Genomic DNA, 16,079 nt, shown 5'->3' with positions numbered 1-16,079 from the left:
AATGGAGTGTTTTTTGCTATTATGTTATTTGTTTAAGTTTTAACTATATTTTCATATAGTAAAAACAACTATATTTTTGTATAGTGAAATTTAACTATATGGAAATATAGTTGGATGGAAATAATATCAATATGTTATTAGTGAATAATAGAATTTTCATTAACTACAAAAAATAAAAAGATAATAAAATTAATGATTATCCTTTTCTTTGGTATTCAAAACTATTGTATATCCACCATCTACTATAAAGGTTTACCATATTGCAAAACCATCATATTCACTAGATAATCATAGTGCTAAAGAAACTATCTTATTTGCTTTTCCAATTTTTTTCTAATAGGATATCATCAATTACTTTATCCATGTGTTCAGGTACCATTTTAACAACATTAGTAACCATAGAAGTATTTGTTATCTAGATAGTTACATTTATTCTAATACTGCTTCTAGTATTTTAAAACAGAACATTTAGTTAATCTAAATACTGCATGTTTACTTTTAGTATAAACTGAAACACCTACTAACCCCACAACACCACTTTGTGAAAAGCAATTAACAATTACACCTTTATTAGATTGTTTTAACATTTGTGCTATCTCATATTTTATACAGTTATAAATGCCACCTAAGTTAATATTAACAATGCAATCAAAATCTTTTCTAACTATATCTGCTAATTTTGTATCACTACTAGCATGCACACATGATACATCTAATTTTCCGATGACTTTCTAATTTCATTAATTAAGATTTTTATGCCAACTTCATTTGACACATCACTTTTATAACATTTGATAGTGTATCGAATTCTCTAAGTTCTTTATATGCAACTATTTTTATAACTTTTTATTATAACCAACAACTACTAATGTTGTATTTGATGTTGCAAAATTTTAACAGTTTCAAGTCCTATTCTCCTAACTTCACCTACCACTAAAACAGCTTTATCTTTAAATGAATATTCATTTATTTTACATCTTAAAAAATATGTATTTTTTCTAATAGAAATACTTAATCTTCAGTAATGAGTCTAAATTAAAATTCAATAATAAAAAATCTTATTGTATTAAAAAACACAATAAGATTTTAGATTTTAATGGCAGGGGTAACAGGACTCGAACCCACAACACGCAGATTTGGAGTCTGCTGTTCTACCATTGAACTATACCCCTATTTTTATGATTATAAACAATCATAAAAATTTTAATGTAGTTTTAAGAATTTGATAATTTAATTACTTATTTTCTGATAAGTCTAATTCTAAAAATTCTAAACAAACTGGGGAATGATAGTTAAGATCATGAATGGGTTTAATAATTAAACTGATTGATTCTAATTCCATATCTATAACATGACCACCATAGTCTTTATCTTGACTAATGTAATGTCAGTGGAAACCTTCAATATTAAAATTAGAAAATAAACTAGGAGTGTAAAAACCGACTAATTCTATTTCTTTGTTTTGAATCCAAATTTCTGATTGTAATTCTTTAATTTTTTGTATTTCAACATATGGCTTTTCTTGCCTAATGAAAGTTCTTGAATGTAATTGCTTTACTATAGCTTTAGCATAGACAGCTTGTATTAAGTTTTTTGTATCAAAAATCTTTAGTAGTTTATTTTCTAAAGATTGTTTAGTTAAGTTTTCAAATTTGTATCCAAATCCTTTATAGTCATGGTTACAAACAAATGCATAAGATATATTTACATTTGAATTACATAAAATTACATTGGTATTATCAATGATTTGATAAGCTTTTCCATGAACTATAATAAGTTCACCATTTAAAGATTCAAAAGCTCCAATTCCAAAATTACCCTCTTTTAATATTTCTTGGGCAGTAAAATTTGAACAGTAATTTCCTTTGCTTAAAGCATTAATAGAGCTAAATGCATGTGCTTTACTTTTAAACACAATATTCTCCTTAATTAAAACCTTATTTATAAATTTAGATTATTTTTTATGAGTTTATAAAATTCAACTAACATAGGAATTTGCTTATAAAAAATATATTCTAGATAATATCAAATAATTTGCTGAATTATTTTTTATAGAATTAAGTTATTAAAATTTTTAGCAATTAAAAATTCTTAAGTTTTAACAAGTTTAGTTGCTGTGTGACTATATTTAATAATTAAAATTATTGGTTTGGTATGTTATCAATTAATAGGCTTTTTATTACTTTTATATAATAATTAAGTATTCAAAAAAACCAAATTATTATATAATAATAAATGTTAGTTGCAGATGTAGTTCAATGGTAGAATGCAACCTTGCCAAGGTCGAGACGCGAGTTCGATTCTCGTCATCTGCTCCATTTAAAAATAAAAAAATCCATTTATTAAGTTAAATGGATTTTTTTATTTTTATAATAACATTATTATTTATTTGAAGTTCAATTATGGTGATATTAGTTATTACACTATTATCTTTTTAGTTTTCTTTCAGCTAAAGATTAACTTTAAAATATTTTATGATTGATTTTTATTAGATTTTTTTATTTTATATGGAAAGCCTTTTTTACATTTTTTATATCTTCATCATTCAAATTAAAATTATCACTTGAAATAATATAAAATATTACTAACAAAAGAATAAAAAAATTATCCACTATCTTCACTTTAATTTCTTTATCACCATTTCCACTTCCATAATTTCCATTTTCTTTTTTATCATTACTTATAACTTCTTTTTTATTGTCGACAATCAGGTCATAACCATAAATCTTGTATAATTTATAATTTTTATTGCTACAAATTCCCAATAACTCATTTTTTGAAATATTTATTGTGTCTTGAAAAGGTTTATCAGCTTTTTTGGGTTCACATTTTCTTTCAAGCCAGTTAATAAAAAATTGTTGATTAAGGAGTCTAAACTGATTGACAGTGGATTTAACTTCAATATAAATGTCTGCTTTAGAACTGTATTTAATATTTTCTGCCAAAATTCAAGGAACAGTAATAGAAATGTCAGATAAATGTCTGTTTTCTTTTTCTAGATTAAACCATTTTAAATTGATGTCTTTTTTTCATTTGTTAATTTTATTACTATTATTTTCAAATAATTGCATCCTTTCTTTACTATTATATTTTTCTATGAAACACTTTAGGTCTTTGAATGAATTTGTATTTTGAAAATTTTGACTATCATATTTTTCTGAAAAAAAGTTCATAAAAAGAGAATGTTCTGCACATCTTCCTTGGATTTTATTATTTCTATTTCCATCTTTGTTGCGAGAAATTTCATTTTCAATCTGGGCCTTGAATTTTTCTTTTATTTCTTTATAAATTTTCTCTTTCAAAGTCTTTTGTGATTTTTCTTGTATTTCATTATGAATTTCATTTTTAAAAATCATTTGCAATTTTTCTTTTTCTTTTTTTCTTGAGATTTTAAAATTAGAATCAGTTCAAGTTTGTAATTTATTTTCTTTAGGGAAATCAAGTTCAAATAAATAAATTACATATTCTTTTAAATTTTTTAATGAAGTTCTATCTAAAAGTGTAAGGATAAAACATTTAAAAAAATCTTCAACAATTTCTTTAGAATTGTCTGATATTAAATTTGACACATCTTCACTCAAGGACTTCAAAAAGCTACTTTTTTCTTTACCAACTTCTAATAATATTTTTTCAGATATTTTTCGTTTTTCATTTAAGGAATGAAAATTAATTCTTTCATAGAATTTGCTAAATTTTTGTTTTGAATTTATTAAATTATTGAAGAAAACTTTATAGTCAAGTTTTGAGTTTTCTACTTTTTTTATTTCTATTTCTTTTTCTACTTCATTTAAGCTTTTTTTAAGAATTTCTGATATATATTCATTTTCTTCTGAGGTTAATTCTACTAAATCATCATCATATATTAAACTACTTAAGTCATCTTCATAATAATATTCTTCAGTATCATATTCTTTTGAAAATTTTTCTTCCAAATATTCAAAGTATGAACTATCAATATTGTTATCTTCAAAAGATTCTTCAATATCATTTTCTTTTAAAGTTCACTCTATTGAATTAGAATCTATTGAACTACTGGTGTTATTTTCTACACTTAATTCTTTAGTGCTTTCTTCCTCTAACTATATTTCAGTATTTTTCTGAATATTGTTGTTTTCAATAGTTTTATCTTGTAATAATTGGTTTTTGTTATTTTTATTTTTTAAAAATGTATTTTCATCAATATTTTTATTTTTTTTCTTTTTTCAATTAAAAAGTTTTTTTAATCAAGATATTTTTTTCATGTAAGCCTCAATTTCACAATAAATATATTTTAATTCCTATTGATTCTCAAAATTAAAGAAATCTATTATTTTAAATTAAGATAAATCTGTTTTTATAAAAAAGGAATCTTATTATTAAAAATAAAATGAAGTTTTGTATTTGAATGTGACAAATATAATTTTCTATTTTTTTACTTTATTTCTTCATTAAAATAATTATTTGTAGAATTAAATAAATTTTCTATTGACTTAAACTTAGGTTTAAGTTGTAAACTAATTATCTAAACAAATTATTTATATTTATGGAGAAGATAATGAGTAGTGTATTTTTAAAATCAAAATATTTTTTTGGTAAAGGTGCAATCTTTGAGGCAAAAGATGAATTAGCAAGTAAAAAATATAAAAAAGCTTTAATTTTATATGGTGGAGGATCAGTTAAAACTAATGGTAGTTTTAATGATCTCATCACTTTACTTAAAGAAATCAATTTACGATATGTTGAGTTTGGTGGTATTGAACCAAATCCAAAAACTGATACTGTTTATAAAGCAATATTATTTGCTAGAGAAAATAAAGTTGATGTTATTTTTGCAATAGGTGGTGGAAGTGTAATTGATTCTTCTAAAGTTATAGGAGCTTTAACTGCAAATCCACATCTTAATGATGTTTGAGAATATTGTTTAGATACTAGTAAATTAGTTAATCCAAGTATTGATATTATAGCTATTACTACACTTGCTGGAACTGCAAGTGAAAACAATTCTGGTAGTGTTATTAGTAATTCTAAAACTAATGAAAAATATGGGGTATTTACACCAAGTGCTGTTCCTGTTTGTGCAATAGAAGATCCAACATATACTTTTACAGTTAATAAGTGACAAACAGCGAGTGGAATTTTTGATTGTTTTTCACATTTAACAGAACAATATTTAGGAACTGGTACTTTTGGTTGAACTAAGAATTATTTATTTGCAAATTTAAAAACATTATTAAAATATGCTAAAACTGCAGTTGATGATCCAACAAACTATGAGGCTAGAAGTAATGTTTTATGAACAACTACAATGGCTTTAACTCAATTAGCATATTTCCAATGTGAATCAACAGATTGAGCTGTTCATACAATTGAACACTCATTTTCAGGAAGGTGAGATATAACTCATGGTGCAGGTTTAGCATTTGTTACTCCAACTTACTGAAAGTTAAGAAGTGAAAAAGATAGTTGATTTAAAGACAAAATTGTGGAATTTGGTAAAGAAATATTTGGTGTAAATGGATTTGATGCAACAATTGAATATTTAGTAAATTGAATTAAATCAATTTATTTACCAACTAACTGAAGCCAATTTAGTGAAATTAAAGAAATTACAGAAAAAGATATTGATTTCTTGGTTGAGCACTCTTTTAAATTTAATTTTGCTCCACATATTAGTAAAGACTTCTTTAGAAAGGTTATTACTGAATTAGCAAAAATTAAATAAAATATAGTGAATAAAATGAAAATACTCCTTTTTAAGAAAGGAGTATTTTTTATATTAATTAATAAATTTATTTTAGTTACCATTTGGCAAGTGTTAATTTAAATTATTTAAATTTAATATAAACAAAAAACAACAACTATTTTTTAGTTGTTGTTTTAGAAGGTTGCAAAGGTTGTAAACTTATATATTACACAAAGTCAGGTGAATTATGGCTCTTGCAGTATTTGCCAGCTTTAACATCTGCCATATCTGTTTCAAGAACTGAAACTTTTTCTTTAAGAATTTTAATATCTTGTTTAACTTCTATCATGTCTTGTTTAAGATAATTAATATCTTGTTTCATTTCTTTTATTTCATCAATAAGATAATCTAGTTTTTTATTAATTTCAGCATGGGCATCGCCTCCACAAATAGTACCGCCACCACGACCATCTGTTGGTCCTAAAATAATAGGTTTTTGATATTTTCTACTAACTACCATTTCTACATATCCTTTGATATAAGTTGTTTCAGTTATTTCATTTTCAGATTCATTTTCATAAACATTAAATGATTCTTCAAAATCTCTAACATTTATAATTTTACAACCTTTTATTTTTCTAACAAAATCTTTTTCTTTTAAAGGACCTGTAAAAGACCCTGAATCAGAATTTATTTTTTGGTTGTTATTATGTTTATTAGCCATAATTTTTGGCTCCTTTCGTAAATTAAATCTATTGATGAGTGGCAAATTAATTAACTATATCTATTAGATAATTTGGGTTTTGTTTGTTTTTAAACAAATTATTAATTTTTTATAGTTTAGTAATTGAATAAAAAATATCAATAATTTTTATCCCCGTACTTTACCTCTCTATTATATGTATGTAAATTTTGGGGGCTAATGTCATAAAAAAAGTGTCATTTTTTTAAAATTTTTAATTAAATTAAAAAATATTTAGGATTTTTAATTTTAAAAATAGGAAAAAATAAAATAAGAATTAAACCTTTAATTTAATCCTTATCTATTATTTGCTATTGAATCATGTAGTTTAAAACCAAATTAATGAAGCTAAAATATGAGATGTTTATTACAAAGTACTAACAAAAATAAAAACCTTTATTTAAAAAGGTTTTTATTTTTGTCCTGCATATTTAATTGTGTCTTGAATTGAACCATCAAGTCTTCTAATAATAATTGTTGCTGATTTTTTTCCAGCTAAACTTTTAGCTTTTTCAATTGCTTCTTCTTTAGTAGCAACTAATGCTGAAATTCTTTCACAATTTTCCATTTTAACTTCTCAGCCTTCTTTTTTTCCATCTTTATCTTTTCTAGCTGATAGGTAATAAATGTTTCTACCTTTTGGTCCCTTTTTTTCAGTAGCTTTATCATTTGTTTTGTTGTTATTCATTTCTAACTCCATTTTGTTTTTTCTTATTAATTAGCATTATAAATTAAAAGTTTGTTATTAAAAAATAAAAAAAGGCTTTTTGATAAAAATATTATGTTTTAAATTAAGTTAAAAATACAAAGAATTATTTAATTTCATGTTTGATTAATTGAAATAATTCATCAGATTTATAAACTAGAAAATGACCATAATTAGAAAAAGAATAAAATTTGGCATTAATTTTATTTGCTAAGTTTTGAGAGTATTGAATTGGGACTAGATCATCATTGTCTGAAGATATCACAACTCTTTTAATTATTTTATTTATGATTTTTGATTCATCAATTGGCTTTTGAGTAAACCCATTAAGTTGGGGGAATAGAGATAAAGATTCATAAAAGCCTGATACCAAAAAGATACCTCCAACTTTTATATTATTTTGCTTTTCTATAAATTTTAGAGTTGCAATACACCCTAAACTATGACAAACAAAATAAGTGTTTTCATTAAGTTCTTTAATATTGTTATCTAAGAAATTAATTCATTCCTTTAAATTTGGATTATTTGTATTTGGTAAATTTAATGTTTTACATTTGTAATTTAATTTACTTATTATTTGGTCATTTAATCAAGGGAAGAAATTACTGTCTTTATCAGCACCATATCCATGAATTATGTAAAAGTCTTTCATTTTGTATTATTCCTTTTCAGTTTCTAAATAATATATATAAATATTAATTTTTAATTTACTTTTTTATTATTTAAAACTTATTAATCAATGAACTAAATAAATACTTATTAAATATAAATTTAAATCTAAGATAGCATTGTTATTTTTGATTTATATTTTTTACTTTTTTTATGTAATTATCTTTGTTGGCTTTTGCTTTATTTAAAATGAAATTATAAAAAATGATTTGTATTTTTTAAATAGACAATGAATATGAAAAAGAATTTAGTCAAGAAGCAAATCAAAATAATATTCAAAATTTGGTTGAACAAAAAGCAAATAATGAAATGTCATTGTATTTTTATGGTTTAGACACTATTAAAGATTTATTTATAGAAATTAAAAGTGACCAACCAATAAGCAAACTTATTGAAAAATCTTCAATTTATTTATTTTATTTTTGAATTAGGAATAATCTCTAATGAATTTAGTGAAATATTAAAACAAGTTTTTTATATAGATTCAAATGCTTCAACAAATAATAGTAAAAATCTAATAAATATAATTTATGAAAATAAAAATAAAATTTTGAGTTTATTGAAATCATATTTAGGAAGTGGATATGACATGGTAATTCTTTGATTCAACACTTAGAACCAAATATGAAATCTGATAATGAAAGTTATAGATTAATTTTGGATTATCTAGATAAATGTGCAAAAGATGACCAATAACTTAAAAATATTATTACTGCAGATATTTTAGGGGTTACAGGAAATTCTAAAAATTTATGAAGTGTAATTTGAGACAACATTGATTTTTTTAATAATGTAAGATTAAAGGGTTTGTTTCTAACAATCCTACACTTAATTCTTTACTAGTTTTGATAAGTTTAATGTTTGTAAAAAATGGTAAAAAAGAATTTGTTTCAATTTATCATTCAATATTTGCAAGTGATGAAAATAAAACAAAATTTGCTAATGCATTGATAAAACTTTTTCAAAGCAGATTATGTAAGTATTTTTATTAACAACAATCTAAACTTTACTAAAGATAATTTGAAGGCCTTGATATCTTCAGTTTCAAATTCTATTAATAAAATGTTTACATATAAAAAAGATATGGATATCAATAAACCATATTATGAGAAATATGAAAATTTAATTTTTACCAAATAATGAGTTTTAACTCCTAAATTAAATAAGAAAGATAATAATATATTGGTCTCATTTGAATACAAAGTAGCTTTTAAAATTAATACACAAATAGATATAAATTTATCATTTATAAAAAACTTAATTAGCAAAATAGTTTTGATTTAATAATTGAGCAATTAACAAAAATGAATAAAGACTCATTTGTTAAAATGATTAATGATAAAGTTAATGGAACTCAAGTGGCAGGGCAAAAGATAAGTTTAGAAACTGAAGCTTCTACAATGATTAATAATGAGTTTGAAAAAATTAAAAATTATTTCTTTGATTTTTACTCGATTTTATTTCACTTGGAATAGATGAAAACTTATTAAGTTTTAATTTAAAAGTAACAGAAGAAGAAATATGATTTGATCCTAGTTTTAACACTAAAGACTCTTCTTATTATTTAGGATTTAGTGTTGGATATGATTTAAGCATATTTTATGATGATCCAGCAATGATAAATTCAATAGCTAAAAATTTCTCAGTCAACAATGTTACAGGACAATCATCTTATAAAGTTAAAGTTCTATCATCTAGTATTAAAGCTTTATATTTTGACTACACAATAAATTACTACAATTTTTGAAAACCAATACTAGAAAATGTTTTATTAAAAAACTATATTGTTTCTTCAAGGTTTTATTTTATCTAATTACAAAAATAAAATTGCAGATAAACCTACATATGATGAAAATTATTATTGCACTAATTTAACTTTTACAAATAAAGCTGATTCAGTTTCAGTGTCTGAAATTGACAAACTATTTGATAAATCAAAATCTGAAATATTGAAACAGTGAATAGCAATATCTCTTTAAAAGATAAAAATAAAAATGATGTTATTTGGAAAGATAAAACAGAAAAGATAACAGGAACTAATGTTATTACAACCAATAAGAATAAATCAGATACATTATCTAAAATATTTGATATAAATACTAATAATAAAAGTTTAATTAATTTGAAACTTATCAATAATTATGATTATAATTTTAATTCATTAGTTAACTTAACATCAGAGTTAAGTTTTAAATTAATTGCAAGGGGTGAATTAATTTTCTTATTTATAAATGAAAAGAAGAATTTCAAAATATTTCATTTAACTTGAAACTAAATATTTCAAGTTATTATACTAATATTTACTTCCTGATTAGGTTTTATGATATAAGTAATAAAAAATTAATCCAAAATTAGGAAAAAAGATACAATAATATCATTGCAAATAGAAATGGCATCTAATATGATATTTATTGCTAATAATTAAAGGCAATAAATTTGATGCCTGTATAGGCAATAAATATTTATTAAATAAAATATTTAATTTAATAATAAAACAATAAACACATACTTATATAAGGTAAGAGAAAAGGTTCAATTTTGACTCAGTTAATTAAACAGGTTTTTAAATCTTTTAAAAGAAGTGTTGTATTACTAATAGGATTACTATTTATTGGTTTTGCTATTATTTTTGCCTTTTTCTCTTCTTTGTATTTTACAAGTAATATTGATTATTCTTCTTCATCATTAAATAGTGCTTCAAACTTAGGAACTTCAATTGTATCTACTAATAGTAGTGATTTAAATAGTTCAAGTTTATCCTATGATATTGATGGTGCTTTTAATGAGTATCAAAAGCCAACAAGCGATAACAACCAAACAAGTTCAGTTTATTTTTCTTCATATGAAGAAAAAGTTCAAAACATGGATAAAAGTTTTGCTTATACTCCAACATATTTACATCACTCATCATTTGTAAAAGATACTTCTAGTAGGAATTATATTTTTGCTTATTATAATGGTTCTACTAATAAAGACTCTAACCCATTCTTTACACAAGCAGGGATTAATGATGCTAATCAACTTTATACTAAAAGAGCAAGAGGAGTATTGTACTCTTATGGAATTGCTTCTATTCCATCTGAATCAAGTAAATGAAGAGCTTGAGGTTTATTTTTAGATGACTCTGATCTTCAAAATATTGTATATGCTGTTGATCCTTTAACTGGAGAAACTCAAATAGATAGTAACCAAATGGCTACTACTATGGGTTATTTTAATGATGGGTATCTTAATAGTACAATGACAGTACGCGAAGGTAATATGATTTATCCTTCAAATGTTACTGCTACAAAAGCATCGGATATCACTGGGAACAACAAAGCATATAGATATAAAAATGGAGATTATTATACTCCTTTCTTTTCATCAAAAGATGACTGATGAGTAAATGATTTTAGTTGAGACCTTGCACAAGGTTGAGACTGAATTTTACAAATGCTACAACAGGGTGCAGATGTTTTTAATTTACTGCCTAGTATGTCTAAAAACATTAAAAACACTATATCTCTTTCACCTAATATAAATTGAGACTTAGCAGTATTTTCACCATACTATGAATATTTAAAAATATTAAGAGATGGAAGATATCTTACTAAAAATGGTAACTCAAATACGGATAACAAACCAACAAATGGCAATGATATTATCCAGTTTAAAGATTATGTTTTTAATGTTCATTTAAATATGAATAATTTATCTCAACTAGAGAGAGAAACATTAAACTATGTTAAATCAACTTATGGTGCAAAAACTTATAATGACTTAGTTTCATTTGTTTATACTGTTAATGGATCATGAATTAAGAGTAAGTTAAAAGAGAATGTAGATTCTTCACAAACAACAAATGTTGATAATAATAGTTTTGAAACTCTTAGTGATTTAAACACTCAGTATACATTAAGAAGTAATGACAAAGAAAAGATATCTGCTAAAGATATTGTTAAAGCATGAATTAGAAATTATTCAGAATCAAAACTATCTGAACTTTCTAGTAGTCTTTTAACTTATGAAAAAGAATATATTGCAAGTAAGTTAAGTACAGTATCAAATATTGAATTTAATAATCAAAGATCTTATACAATATCTGATTCTAAATCTTCTATTACTTATTTAGTTTCTAGAAAAGACTATGACCCTACAAACGATAAATACCAATCTAACAATGTTAATAAATTGGTTATGACTAGTGGTACTAGACTAGAAAATAGTTATAAATACTTAGATGCAGCAAATTCACTCTTTAATACTGTAGAGGATACTACTAGTAGAATTCCAGCAGTTGAACCAGATAACAAAGAAATTAATAGTTATGCATTAAATGCAAATGGTAACTATTTAATGAATTTAGTGAAATTCACAAATGAATCAATTGTAGCTGGGATTACTGATGTACCAATCATTGATGGAATGGCAAGTGATTATCAAACTGTTAGAAATTTAGCAGCCAATATTTTAAACCAATATGGAATTGGTGATACTCCATCAACTACTGCACCTTCTGTAAATGCAAATGACTACTATCATTTATTTTCTATAGTATCTCCTGATTTTAGTAAGGATAATATTGTTACTACTAATGATCAAAATATAAGTTTATCTATTCAAGTTAAATGAGGGGGAGCACCTGCCCACTTCCCAGGAAGTGTTACATATGTTACACCGTATGGAAGTGCTGTTGTAACCACTCAAAAATGATTGGAATTAAATAAAAAATCAATTGTTGATCCACAAGAATGAGCTAAAGCAGTTTATATGGATTCTGCAGACTATGTAGAATGATTAAATAATTTAAGTGATGATAAAAAGATTGTTATTAACTCTAAGAGTTTTGCAATTATAGGGACAGGTATTTCAGCTGAAAATGCGTATCCTGTAACTTCTATTACTAACCCTTTACCAAACTTTAGCACTGAGAGTTTAATTTATTTAAATGATCAAGGTTATAGAACAATTTTAGCTACTTCTTCTTTAATTACTGAAGATAGTTATTTTGCAGTAGCAAGTACTAACAATAGTGATAACTTAGCTAGTGTTCAAAGTGCAGTAAGAAATTTAGTTTCAACACCATATTCTTCAAATGATATTGTTAACAATAATAATTTATTAACAATGAGAATTGGTGTTCCAAAAATGATGACAACATACATTCAAATCTTTACAAGTATTTTGATTGTTGTTATTTCTATAATTGGTGTTTACTTATGTTATTTATTAATTAAGATTTACATTGAGAAAAACCAAATTTCACTAGCAATTGCAAAAGCTAATGGTGTAAGTTCATTAAAAATTATTTTTGCAGTTTCTATGTTTGGTTTAGTTGTTGCAGTTTTTGCAGGAATTGTAGGTTATCTATCTGCATTATTCTTACAATCAATTTTCTTAGGTGTTATAGGTAATTATTGATTTATTCCTATTTCTCAACACTTATTCTCTCCAATTGGATTTATTTCAGGAACTGCTATTATTTATCTTGCGTTCTTATTGTTTGTTTCTTTAGGTGTTTGAAAAACATTTAGAAAACCAATTAATGATTTATTATCAATTACTACAGAATTAAAGATTAATAAATTCTTATATTTATTAAAATCATCATTTACTAATGCTAGTGTTATTAGTAGATTTAGAATTGGTTTATCATTTACAAAAATGAGTAGATTCTTCTTATTGGTATTGTTATGCTCTGTTGGTATTTCATTTATTTCGACTGGTGTTTCTATTCCTCAAAAATTCACTAAGTCTCAAACTGATACTCAAAACAGTATTAATTACAAATATTCTTTTGACTTACAAACTCCAACTCAACAAACTGGATTATATAAAGTTCAAGATTATGCAGATTTAGGTATAACTGATGAATCTTTAGGAATTTATAGCATGTATGCTAATAAAAACTATACAGGTTATACTGATCCATATCAGACATTGTTTGAGAAAGAGGGATCATCTGGAAAAGATTTATTAGCTTTAAGAGATAGTTCAGGTAATGTTATTGAATATACAAATTCTGATGGAACAAAATATAAGAGATACTTTACTAACTTATTGTTACCAAGTTATATTGCTCAGTTTGGTATTCAAAAAGATCCGCATTTCTTTAGAAATTCAGTTGGTACTAAATGATTGTTAGACTATACTATCAACATTGCTTCTTTATCATTAAATATTTGAGACTTTGTTAGTAGTTCATTCTCAAGTGATTTAATTTCTAGAATTGATGCTTTAAGTAATGATTTTGTTAATCAAATAATGGCTGCAACTGATGCAAATGGAAACACTTATTTAGCAGAGAAAAATGAAATTGGTAATGGTACTGTAGATAACCCTAAACCATTCTTATCTCTTGATACAAATGGAATATGACAAATAAATGCAAGCAATGTAATGTCTAGTTTAAATGCTACAAATGTAGATGATATTAGATTCAATGATGAGTTTTTAAAATTCATTGGGATGGTATATGGTAATAAAGAATTAAGTGCAGCTGATTCAAAAATGGCATTTGGAATTGTTCCTTTTAACAACTTAAATGATGAATCAAATAATCAAACTGAAACTTATACTTATTTAACTTCAACTTTTAATAGTCCAAACATTACAATTCCAGCTTCTAAAAATGATGGTATTTCAAAACTATCTGGAATTGATGTTGAAATATTAGGAATTAAAGAAAATTCAAAATATGTAAAATTAATTGATGAAGATGAAAACAATATTAGTAGTCTTTTAAGTACAACTAGTGCTAGTGCAGATGGCAATACTGTATATCCAGTTATTATTAATGTTGGTTCAGCCTATAAATATGGTTTAAAAGTAGGACAAGAGTTTGATGTATTAGTTTCTAACACTTATGATAGATATACTAAAAAGATAGCTGGTGAAGATCCTTCTGTTGATGTTAAGTTTAAAGTTGTTGGTATTAGTGCAGATTCATTTGGGGCTCAGTTCTATACTAATCAAGAATATGCTAATAAAATATTAGGATTGAACTTTGATCAAGGTGCTATAATTTATGGTACTTCTAAGAAGACACAGTGAAATCAAGTAGAAGCAACTATTTTAGGTGATGAATCATTAATGGCAAAGGAAGAGGTTAATATAGAAAGTAATGGTGACCATAAATTTAAAGTTAATTATGTTGCACCACCATCTAACTATGTTCCATTTAATGGTATTTTCACAGCAGAAGAAACTCCTCTTCAAACTTCAAGTTTAACACTTGAAATGGTTAGTGGAATTTGAGGAAACTACAATTACTTTAAAAGAGGTGATGCTATAAATGCTTCATTCAACAATTACTTTGTATCTGGTGATTCATCTATTGGTGATATATTAAATGCAGTTATTCCTTATGATCAAAAAACACTTAGTGTTTTAATAGAAAAATTCAAAACTGCTAACCCCAACTATTTTGCTTCAATTACAGTTGATGATACAAATAGAAGAACAACAGTATTAAGTTATTTAAGAACTACATATAATTCTGTTTCTTCACTTGCAGAGTTGTTACAAACTACATTTGGAAATAACAACATGGTAGCAATTCAAAATTTAACTTATTTTGATATTCTATTTGGAACATATACTACCATCTTTAATTCATTATTAACTGTTGAAAATATGTTAATCATATTGATAGTTCCAATTATCATTTTCACAATTATGATAATTAGTTCTACAACATTAAATGACTTTAGAAAGATGTTAGCTGTTTTAAAAACACTAGGCTATAAAGATAGAGAAATATTAAATTCAATTATAGTTTCTTACCTATTGATACTATTGGTATCAATAGGAATAGGAATTGGATTATTAGCTGGTTTACTAACAGTCTTCCAATTATTGATATTTAATTTATCTTCAATATTCTTAACTTCTGCAATAAGTTGAATTCCTTTTGTTTTTGGTGCAAGTGGAATATTAGCAATATTAATATTTAATATTCTATATATTACTGTTTTATTCAAAAAGCAAAACTTAAGAAATTCAATTGATTAAATTTAAATAAGTAAGATTAATTCAACAATCTTACTTATTTTTATTTTCCTTTATTTAAGTTTTTAGTTTGATTAGGTATAAATCAAAATTGTTTTATCAATTGTAAATAAAGATAATTTACAGTTTGATATTTTATCTATTTTATTTAAGTTCTTATGGATTTCTAAAACTGTTATTGACTGTTTGTGGGTTGGTAGAATAAGTTAGTATTTTTTTCAATTTATATGGTTGCACTCTTTTTCATCTATCTATTAATGATCTTTTAAGATTAACTAGAAGTAAATTGATTTATTAAAATGATTTTC

The 16,079-nt window shown here is 24.3% G+C and carries 14 protein-coding genes and 2 tRNA genes; 8 read left to right on the top strand and 8 right to left on the bottom strand.

The annotated features are described in order from the left end of the window. Positions 1 to 446: 446 nt before the first annotated feature. The 3 genes from MYPE_RS05430 to MYPE_RS03235 form a co-directional block, all read right to left on the bottom strand. Complete coding sequence (locus MYPE_RS05430) at positions 447 to 716, bottom strand: SDR family NAD(P)-dependent oxidoreductase (RefSeq protein WP_324293362.1); 270 nt, start codon at positions 714 to 716, stop codon at positions 447 to 449. A gap of 381 nt (positions 717 to 1,097) precedes the next feature. Next, positions 1,098 to 1,172: transfer RNA gene (locus MYPE_RS03240), tRNA-Trp, on the bottom strand. Positions 1,173 to 1,234: 62 nt separating this feature from the next. Further along, positions 1,235 to 1,915, bottom strand: coding sequence for an acetolactate decarboxylase (locus tag MYPE_RS03235; protein WP_011077446.1), 681 nt, complete (start codon positions 1,913 to 1,915; stop codon positions 1,235 to 1,237). A 329-nt stretch (positions 1,916 to 2,244) separates the two neighbouring features. On the opposite strand from MYPE_RS03235, the gene MYPE_RS03230 reads away from it, so the two are divergent. After that, positions 2,245 to 2,318: transfer RNA gene (locus MYPE_RS03230), tRNA-Gly, on the top strand. Positions 2,319 to 2,498: 180 nt separating this feature from the next. Here the strand turns inward: MYPE_RS03230 and MYPE_RS03225 are convergent. Both MYPE_RS03225 and MYPE_RS05700 read right to left on the bottom strand, forming a co-directional pair. Beyond that, entirely contained in the window at positions 2,499 to 3,932 is a 1,434-nt protein-coding gene (locus MYPE_RS03225) for a hypothetical protein (protein WP_011077445.1), read from the bottom strand. Positions 3,933 to 4,079: 147 nt separating this feature from the next. Continuing rightward, complete coding sequence (locus MYPE_RS05700; RefSeq protein ID WP_011077444.1) at positions 4,080 to 4,241, bottom strand: hypothetical protein; 162 nt, start codon at positions 4,239 to 4,241, stop codon at positions 4,080 to 4,082. Between the two features lie 293 nt (positions 4,242 to 4,534). Here MYPE_RS05700 and MYPE_RS03220 point away from each other — a divergent pair, with 293 nt between their 5' ends. Further along, entirely contained in the window at positions 4,535 to 5,701 is a 1,167-nt protein-coding gene (locus MYPE_RS03220) for an iron-containing alcohol dehydrogenase (protein ID WP_044891279.1), read from the top strand. Positions 5,702 to 5,888: 187 nt separating this feature from the next. Here MYPE_RS03220 and MYPE_RS03215 read toward each other — a convergent pair whose 3' ends face one another. The 3 genes from MYPE_RS03215 to MYPE_RS03205 form a co-directional block, all read right to left on the bottom strand. After that, positions 5,889 to 6,386 (bottom strand): hypothetical protein, encoded by a 498-nt coding sequence (locus MYPE_RS03215; RefSeq protein ID WP_044891278.1) that lies wholly within the window; start codon positions 6,384 to 6,386, stop codon positions 5,889 to 5,891. Positions 6,387 to 6,816: 430 nt separating this feature from the next. Beyond that, complete coding sequence (locus MYPE_RS03210; protein WP_044891277.1) at positions 6,817 to 7,092, bottom strand: DUF2188 domain-containing protein; 276 nt, start codon at positions 7,090 to 7,092, stop codon at positions 6,817 to 6,819. Positions 7,093 to 7,216: 124 nt separating this feature from the next. Then, on the bottom strand, positions 7,217 to 7,762 hold the full coding sequence (locus MYPE_RS03205) for an RBBP9/YdeN family alpha/beta hydrolase (RefSeq protein ID WP_011077440.1): 546 nt from the start codon (positions 7,760 to 7,762) through the stop codon (positions 7,217 to 7,219). Positions 7,763 to 8,170: 408 nt separating this feature from the next. Between MYPE_RS03205 and MYPE_RS03200 the strand changes: the two genes are divergently transcribed. The 6 genes from MYPE_RS03200 (at position 8,171) to MYPE_RS03180 (ending at position 15,774) form a co-directional block, all read left to right on the top strand. Next, the gene (locus MYPE_RS03200) at positions 8,171 to 8,395 is read left to right on the top strand and encodes a hypothetical protein (RefSeq protein WP_011077439.1); all 225 of its coding nucleotides are present in this window, start codon (positions 8,171 to 8,173) and stop codon (positions 8,393 to 8,395) included. A 241-nt stretch (positions 8,396 to 8,636) separates the two neighbouring features. Continuing rightward, positions 8,637 to 8,771, top strand: coding sequence for a hypothetical protein (locus MYPE_RS05900; protein ID WP_267871832.1), 135 nt, complete (start codon positions 8,637 to 8,639; stop codon positions 8,769 to 8,771). A gap of 312 nt (positions 8,772 to 9,083) precedes the next feature. Beyond that, entirely contained in the window at positions 9,084 to 9,254 is a 171-nt protein-coding gene (locus tag MYPE_RS05695; protein ID WP_011077438.1) for a hypothetical protein, read from the top strand. Between the two features lie 140 nt (positions 9,255 to 9,394). Next, positions 9,395 to 9,592, top strand: coding sequence for a hypothetical protein (locus MYPE_RS03195; RefSeq protein ID WP_011077437.1), 198 nt, complete (start codon positions 9,395 to 9,397; stop codon positions 9,590 to 9,592). 144 nt (positions 9,593 to 9,736) lie between these two features. Next, positions 9,737 to 10,054: a hypothetical protein gene (locus tag MYPE_RS03185; RefSeq protein WP_011077436.1), complete on the top strand. Its 318-nt coding sequence runs from the start codon at positions 9,737 to 9,739 to the stop codon at positions 10,052 to 10,054. Between the two features lie 263 nt (positions 10,055 to 10,317). Next, positions 10,318 to 15,774: an ABC transporter permease gene (locus MYPE_RS03180; protein ID WP_011077435.1), complete on the top strand. Its 5,457-nt coding sequence runs from the start codon at positions 10,318 to 10,320 to the stop codon at positions 15,772 to 15,774. Positions 15,775 to 16,079: the final 305 nt, after the last annotated feature.

The organism is Malacoplasma penetrans HF-2, assembly GCF_000011225.1.
GTDB classification, from domain to species: domain Bacteria; phylum Bacillota_I; class Bacilli_A; order Mycoplasmatales; family Mycoplasmoidaceae; genus Malacoplasma; species Malacoplasma penetrans.
The sequence above is the reverse complement of the archived record's forward strand: the minus strand, read 5'-3'. Positions and strand labels throughout refer to the sequence as shown.